Origin of the sequence: Clostridium sp. K04 (genome assembly GCF_019734375.1) — a bacterium.
In the GTDB taxonomy this organism is placed as follows: Bacteria; Bacillota; Clostridia; order Clostridiales; family Clostridiaceae; genus Clostridium; species Clostridium saudiense.
Genome location: NZ_JAASHD010000029.1, coordinates 45445 through 51666 on the forward strand (window position 1 = coordinate 45445; position 6222 = coordinate 51666).

Consider the following 6222-nt stretch of genomic DNA (forward strand, 5'->3'; position numbering starts at 1 on the left):
GGAGTGTGTTAATTATGAAAATTGCAGTTAGAGGAGGACATTGTCCAAATGTTCCAGGATCAAGTGCTTTAATAGATGAATTGACAGAAGATAGATTAGTAAAAAATGCAGTAATTAAATATTTAAAACAATTAGGAATAAATGTTCTTGATGTTACACCACCAGATACAACTTCATCTTCATCTTCAGACTTAAGTTATGGGGTTAATGAAGCTAATAATTGGGGTGCTGACTTATTTGTATCAATACACTTTAATAATGCTTATAGCTCTTATAATGGAGCGTTAGGAACTGAAGTATGTGTTTATTCTGAATATGATACAGCTAAAAGAGTCGTTAATAAAATGGCTTCTTTAGGATTTAAAAATAGAGGACAAAAAGTAAGAACTGGTTTGTATGAATTGAGGCATACTAGCATGAAATCAATGATAGTAGAAGTTTGTTTTGTTGAAGCAACTGAAGATGTTGCTTTATATAAGAAGCTCGGTTATGATAAAATTGGTAAGACAATAGCAGAGGCTATAGTCAATAGTTCTACAAATTCAACAGACTCTACAACACCTGAGCCTACTCCATCAAACCCACCAACTACTAATTATGATAGCTGGGTGGCTAGATTACAAGAAGAATGCAATAAACAAGGTTTTTCAAATCAAAAGGTAGATGGTATTGCAGGTCCTAATACTTTAAATGGATGCCCTATGTTAAAGCAAGGTGCTAGGGGCAATATTACAAAGTTACTTCAAGAAAAATTAGGTATAAGTGCTGATGGAATTTTTGGAGCTAATACTAAAGCAGCAGTTATTTCTTATCAAAAAGCTAATGGATTATCTGCTGATGGAATTGTAGGACCTAATACTTGGAAAAAATTATTAGGTTTATAATTATTTAAGTCAAGGATTATTGGACAAACCTTAAAGTTTAATATGGTGTTGTTCATATCCTTGCTTTTCTTATTTCCATGGGATATAATGCACTTTAGTAATTAGGATTACCAATATAAGGAGAAAGAAAAATGAATAATTTACTAAAACTAAAAAGAAAAGACGGAGTAATGGTAGATACACAATTAATAGAATTAAAATTATCAGATATAGATAAGATAATGGAGCTTCAAGAAGCTATAATAAATGGATTAGAAAATAAAGAAATTTATGCAGAAACAGAAAAAGATGAGTTTGAAGAATATTTAAATGGTAAGGGAAAAGTAATAGGATATGTAACAAGTGATCATGAGCTTATAGCAATGGGCGTATATGTTAGTAAGGGATACGATGAATCTAATTATGCATATGATTTAGATTTATGTGGCGAAGATATATTAAAGGTCGGACAAATAGAAGCAACTATAGTAAAAGATGAATATAGAGGAAATAAACTTCAAAAATTGATGTGTGAAGAATTAGAAAAAATAGCAAAGGAAAATAATAATGAATTATTATGTGCTACAGCATCACCTTATAATAAATTTAGTGTAAATACATTTATAAATTTAGGTTATGAAATAAAAAAAGACAAATTAAAATATGGTGGTTTAAGAAGATATGTTTTAGTTAAAAATTTATATGTAAATAACAAATAAGAACAGTCAAGAGTAGAAGTTAAAGTAATATTAAATACCTTTTCTGAATAGTATATGATGTACAGAATAAAAAAACTATATATCATAAATGAAAAGGAAGGATTAGAATGGATAATTTAGTATTCAACATAAGTGAAAGATGTGAAAATGGTAAAAAGGTACGAATGAATGGACAAATTCCATGTATTATTTATGGAAGAGATCTTAATAAGGCTTTATCTGCAAAAATCACTAAAAGAGAGTTGATTAGATTATTAGGATATCCTAAGAGTTCTGTAGTATCTTTAAATTTAAATGGAGATTATAAGAAATGCATAGTAAAAGAAATGCAAAAAGATCCTTTTGGAAAGATAATTCATATAGATTTCCAAAGCATAAGTAAAGGTGAATTAGTAAAGCTAAAAATACCAGTAATATTCTATGGACAAGAAGCACTAGAAGCAAAAGGATTATTATTAGAATCATTTGTTAATGAGGTTGAATTACAAGGGGAAGTAGGTAAGTTCCCAGATAATATATCTATTGATGTATCTAAATTAGAAGAAGGAAACCAAATACTTGTTAGAGATTTACCTATTTCAAAGGATATGGTAATTGAAGGCAATGTTGATTTAGCAGTAGCTAAAATTAGTTATAGAACAAATAATGTAAGTGAAGATGAATCTGAAGAATAAAAGATAAGGGATGGCATATGCCATCCTTTATTAATGTACAATTAAAATTGAAAATGTTAAAAAATAAGAGAAATAGCGCAAATAGCATAAATGATATTAATTGCTCCAAAGATTATACCTAAAATAGCTAAGACTTTTCCTTTTTGTTGATTTTTAGATATTTGAGATAAACCAATTGCAGAAAAAACTACAGCTAAAATTCCTACAATACCAAAAAAGTTAAGGAAAAAAGAAATAATTCCTAAAACAAATCCTACGATTGCAAAAACATTATAAGAATTTTTAGTAGTAATTATTTGATCATCTTTATTATTATCCAAATTAAGTACCCCCAGCATTGATTAATATAGTATATGATTAATAATTAGCAATAATGATAAAAGAAATATAATTGTATAAAAAATAATTACTAATGCATTTGTAAGAAAATGAGAAAAAAATACTAAAAAAGGAATATAATTTAACATATATGCACATAATAATCTTGCTGATTGGTTTAATTTGCAATATATAGAATCATTATTAAAAATGGTGATAAAAAGAAAATCACATCTAAATAGATTTGATATAGGAAGTGAAAAAATGTTTTAAATATTAATAAATAATAATTAATTAATTTATTAAAGAAAGAGGATATAAAAATGAACAATATAAACGTAGGCGATAGTTATTATACTATTGAATCAGATCATAAAACATTACTGGAATTAAAGGTATCAAATGTAGAGCATAGAGGAAATGAAAATTTAATATTCTTAACTAGTGACAATAATTGTGATTATTGGAATGGGGCGTATTCTGTAAGTGATTCTAATATTGGTAAGTTTATCTTTTCTTCAAAGGAAGAAGCCATTGAAGCAACAAAAGCATATAAAAAGTAATAGATTTTTCTAAATAGAGAATAGTTTTATTAATTATTATAAAGCTATTCTCTATTATTTTTATATTTATACTTTTAAATAATATACTCGTAAATGAGAATAAAATAAAAAGAAAAAATATAGTACATACTATAATAAAGTAATCAAATTCTTTTAAACAAACAATAAAAAATGGATGTGATTTAATAATGAACGAAGCTATAAATGATAATATTTTTAAAAGTTATACTTTAGACTATGTAGGAAAATATCATTTTTATGAAGAAGAAGAATTTATAGAAGCTGTTAAAGATGGAGAATATATATTAAAAAATTTAAAAGAGAGCAATCGATTTGATTATAATCAAGCATCCTATACTTTTACTAAGTTTGGAAATATAAGTGAAGGAATTACTGAAAAAGATGTTAAACTAGAAGTAGAGAAAAATAATATAAACGTAAAATTAAATGGAAAAACAACGCATTTAGATTTAATTTACAAAATGGAGATTAAAAAATTAGAGGATCACTATAGAGTTGCAACAAGAATAAGTGAAAGGGATGGTAATTTATCTGCTTTATTATATATTAATTTAAAAGATGGAGAGGAATGTCTAAATGCATTAGAAGCCGTAAGAGATTATCAAGAAGAATTGAAAAACTGTATCAGTGAAGAAAATTAAACATAATTTTAAATAAAAAATATCGCTAGCTTCTGTAAGTTAGCGATATTTTTTAGATATTATTTATATTAACTGATTATTAACTGATTTATTATATATAATATATGCAATTACTGCAGTAATTAATTCAGTAATCCAAAAGGCATTCCATACACCATTTACACCAAAAGGAAGGCTTAATAAAAATGCTAGTGGAATAATTATTAATACATAACGTAATAAAGAAATTATTAGTGAATTTAAGCCTTTACCAAGGGCTTCTAATGCACCAGAAGCTGCTATTGAGAAAGCAGATACTATAAATCCTATACTTATAATTCTTAGAGCTATTACACCAGCTTTTATAGTTTCAGGATTATCAGTAAACATTCCAAGTAGTTGATTTGGAATTACTAAGCATAAAATCATTCCAAAAAACATTATTCCAAGAATTAATAGTAATGAAATATTATATATTTTTTTAACTCTCTTATATTCTTTGGCACCATAATTATAGCTTAAAATTGGACGCATACCTTGAATTATTCCGTTAGCTGGAAGGTATATAAATGTTTGAAGTTTATAATATATACCTAGTATAACTACATACATTGGAGAGAAGGATGAAAGAATTCCATTTAATGCTGATACCAATAATGAAGGTAGAGCCATGTTTAATGAGGCAGGAATTCCAATTGAATAAACCTTCCAACAAATATGATTTCCAGGTTTTAAATATTTAAATGACATTTTAATATTAATAGCTTTAAGTAAATAAGCAATTATATAAATAAGTAATGTTACTGTTTGTCCAATACATGTGGCCCAAGCTGCACCTTCAATTCCCATAGCTGGAATAGGTCCAAGTCCAAAGATCATGATAGGGTCTAATATTATATTAACAATACAACCAGCTACTAAACTAATCATTGCAATTACCATTTTACCAACTGATTGAAAGACTTTTTCAAATGTAACTCCAAGCATAACGATTACTGAAAAAGATAATACAATGTTTGAATAGCGTATTCCTAAATTTATTATTGTAGTATCCGAAGTAAATAATTTTAAAAATTGTGGCATAATAATGATTCCAATAATAGTAAGTATAATACCATGAATAATACTAAATACCATTCCTTGAGTTGCTATAGAATTAGCTTTTTCTTTTTTTTCAGCGCCTAAATAAAGGGCAATCATTGCATTAATACCAACACCAAATCCAACAGCAATTGAAATAATTAGATTTTGCACTGGATATACTAATGATATTGCTGTCATAGCGCTTTCACCCATTTTTGCTACAAATATACTATCGATAATATTGTAAAGAGAATTTACCAACATAGATATCATACTTGGCAAAGCTAAAGAAAGTAGCAATGGTAAAATTGGTTTTTCTTTCATATAAGATTGATTCATATTTGTTAACATCTCCTTTTTATTAGTAAGCTTAAACTTACATAGTTATCTTTTGTAGTTGTCTTAATTTTCAACAGAAAAAAAGACTATAAATCTCGTTGTTTAAAGTCAGAAACAACAAAATTTATAGTCTTTTTAAAAATTCAAGACGAACAATATTTTTTTACAATAGTATCATAAAAAAAAATGCATGTCAATAATTTGACTTTATTTAATAAAAAATATAATAAGGATACAAAAACAATAAGATGATGTATAATAAAATAACATATAGTTTGTAAATATAAAGTAGAAAGATGTGATTATAAATGGATAATAAAATGAAAGCTGATTTAAATGACGTAATTGAATGTATAGAGTTTGAAGGGGAACTACTTACACATTACTATAATAAGAACACTGGAGTTATAATGTACATAGAAGATAGTAGTACGGCAACATATAAAGCTGATGATATACATAAAATTGAAGAATTTGAAGAGTGGGAAAAGGAGCTTATACTTTCATTACATGATTTTAAGATGAATCCAAATGACTATATTCAACTTCCATCACATAATGATATTAATGAGCATGGAATGATGATTGATTTTTGTAATACAATAGAAGATATACCAGTAAAAGAAAAGCTTTTAAGTAATAAAGATTCATTTAGAGGCTTAAGACAAGAAATTGAAAATCAAGATTTAATTAATGACTGGTATGATTATAGAGAAGAAGCAGAGAGAAATATTGCAATTAAATGGTGTGAAGAAAATAATATAGAATATTAAAATTTAGTTCAATATTATAATGATAATAAAATTTAATTGAAATTTGTAGAAATAATATAACCCACAAGATGTATAATTATATATCTTGTGGGTTATATTATTTAGTTTAAAAAGTCTATAACAATAATTTATTATTTGAGCATTAAATATACAAATCATTATTATAATATACTAATAGGGATGAGCATAATTGATCTTTTAAAAAGTGAATATTAATTAGAGATGAAAAAATAGGAAAATTAGGATTAT

General features: G+C 26.1%; 8 protein-coding genes. 6 read left to right on the forward strand and 2 right to left on the reverse strand.

The window, feature by feature from the left end:
• Positions 1–14: 14 nt before the first annotated feature.
• The 3 genes from HCG70_RS12360 to HCG70_RS12370 all read left to right on the forward strand — a co-directional run bounded on the left by HCG70_RS12360 (position 15) and on the right by HCG70_RS12370 (position 2256).
• A complete protein-coding gene (locus HCG70_RS12360) occupies positions 15–884 on the forward strand; it encodes an N-acetylmuramoyl-L-alanine amidase (protein ID WP_042398271.1) in 870 nt (289 codons plus the stop codon).
• Between the two features lie 131 nt (positions 885–1015).
• Positions 1016–1582 carry a GNAT family N-acetyltransferase gene (locus HCG70_RS12365; protein ID WP_042398274.1) on the forward strand — a complete coding sequence of 189 codons (567 nt, stop codon included), beginning with the start codon at positions 1016–1018 and terminating at the stop codon, positions 1580–1582.
• Between the two features lie 107 nt (positions 1583–1689).
• Positions 1690–2256: a 50S ribosomal protein L25 gene (locus HCG70_RS12370; protein ID WP_042398276.1), complete on the forward strand. Its 567-nt coding sequence runs from the start codon at positions 1690–1692 to the stop codon at positions 2254–2256.
• A 56-nt stretch (positions 2257–2312) separates the two neighbouring features.
• On the opposite strand, the gene HCG70_RS12375 is transcribed toward HCG70_RS12370, so the two are convergent.
• On the reverse strand, positions 2313–2576 hold the full coding sequence (locus tag HCG70_RS12375; protein WP_052330662.1) for a DUF4190 domain-containing protein: 264 nt from the start codon (positions 2574–2576) through the stop codon (positions 2313–2315).
• A gap of 321 nt (positions 2577–2897) precedes the next feature.
• Between HCG70_RS12375 and HCG70_RS12380 the strand changes: the two genes are divergently transcribed.
• Together HCG70_RS12380 and HCG70_RS12385 are read left to right on the forward strand one after the other, a co-directional pair.
• Positions 2898–3137, forward strand: coding sequence for a hypothetical protein (locus tag HCG70_RS12380; protein WP_055275902.1), 240 nt, complete (start codon positions 2898–2900; stop codon positions 3135–3137).
• Between the two features lie 188 nt (positions 3138–3325).
• Positions 3326–3799 carry a hypothetical protein gene (locus HCG70_RS12385; protein WP_042398284.1) on the forward strand — a complete coding sequence of 158 codons (474 nt, stop codon included), beginning with the start codon at positions 3326–3328 and terminating at the stop codon, positions 3797–3799.
• A gap of 63 nt (positions 3800–3862) precedes the next feature.
• On the opposite strand, the gene HCG70_RS12390 is transcribed toward HCG70_RS12385, so the two are convergent.
• Positions 3863–5200, reverse strand: a complete 1338-nt coding sequence (locus HCG70_RS12390) for an MATE family efflux transporter (RefSeq protein ID WP_042398287.1) — start codon at positions 5198–5200, stop codon at positions 3863–3865.
• 308 nt (positions 5201–5508) lie between these two features.
• Here HCG70_RS12390 and HCG70_RS12395 point away from each other — a divergent pair, with 308 nt between their 5' ends.
• The gene (locus tag HCG70_RS12395; protein WP_242833244.1) at positions 5509–5973 is read left to right on the forward strand and encodes a UPF0158 family protein; all 465 of its coding nucleotides are present in this window, start codon (positions 5509–5511) and stop codon (positions 5971–5973) included.
• Positions 5974–6222: the final 249 nt, after the last annotated feature.

Coding starts and splice junctions, on each gene's coding strand:
- HCG70_RS12360 (WP_042398271.1), top strand. CDS start 15: ATGAAAATTGCAGTTAGAGGAGGACATTGTCCAAATGTTCCAGGATCA.
- HCG70_RS12365 (WP_042398274.1), top strand. CDS start 1,016: ATGAATAATTTACTAAAACTAAAAAGAAAAGACGGAGTAATGGTAGAT.
- HCG70_RS12370 (WP_042398276.1), top strand. CDS start 1,690: ATGGATAATTTAGTATTCAACATAAGTGAAAGATGTGAAAATGGTAAA.
- HCG70_RS12380 (WP_055275902.1), top strand. CDS start 2,898: ATGAACAATATAAACGTAGGCGATAGTTATTATACTATTGAATCAGAT.
- HCG70_RS12385 (WP_042398284.1), top strand. CDS start 3,326: ATGAACGAAGCTATAAATGATAATATTTTTAAAAGTTATACTTTAGAC.
- HCG70_RS12390 (WP_042398287.1), bottom strand. CDS start 5,200: ATGAATCAATCTTATATGAAAGAAAAACCAATTTTACCATTGCTACTT.
- HCG70_RS12395 (WP_242833244.1), top strand. CDS start 5,509: ATGGATAATAAAATGAAAGCTGATTTAAATGACGTAATTGAATGTATA.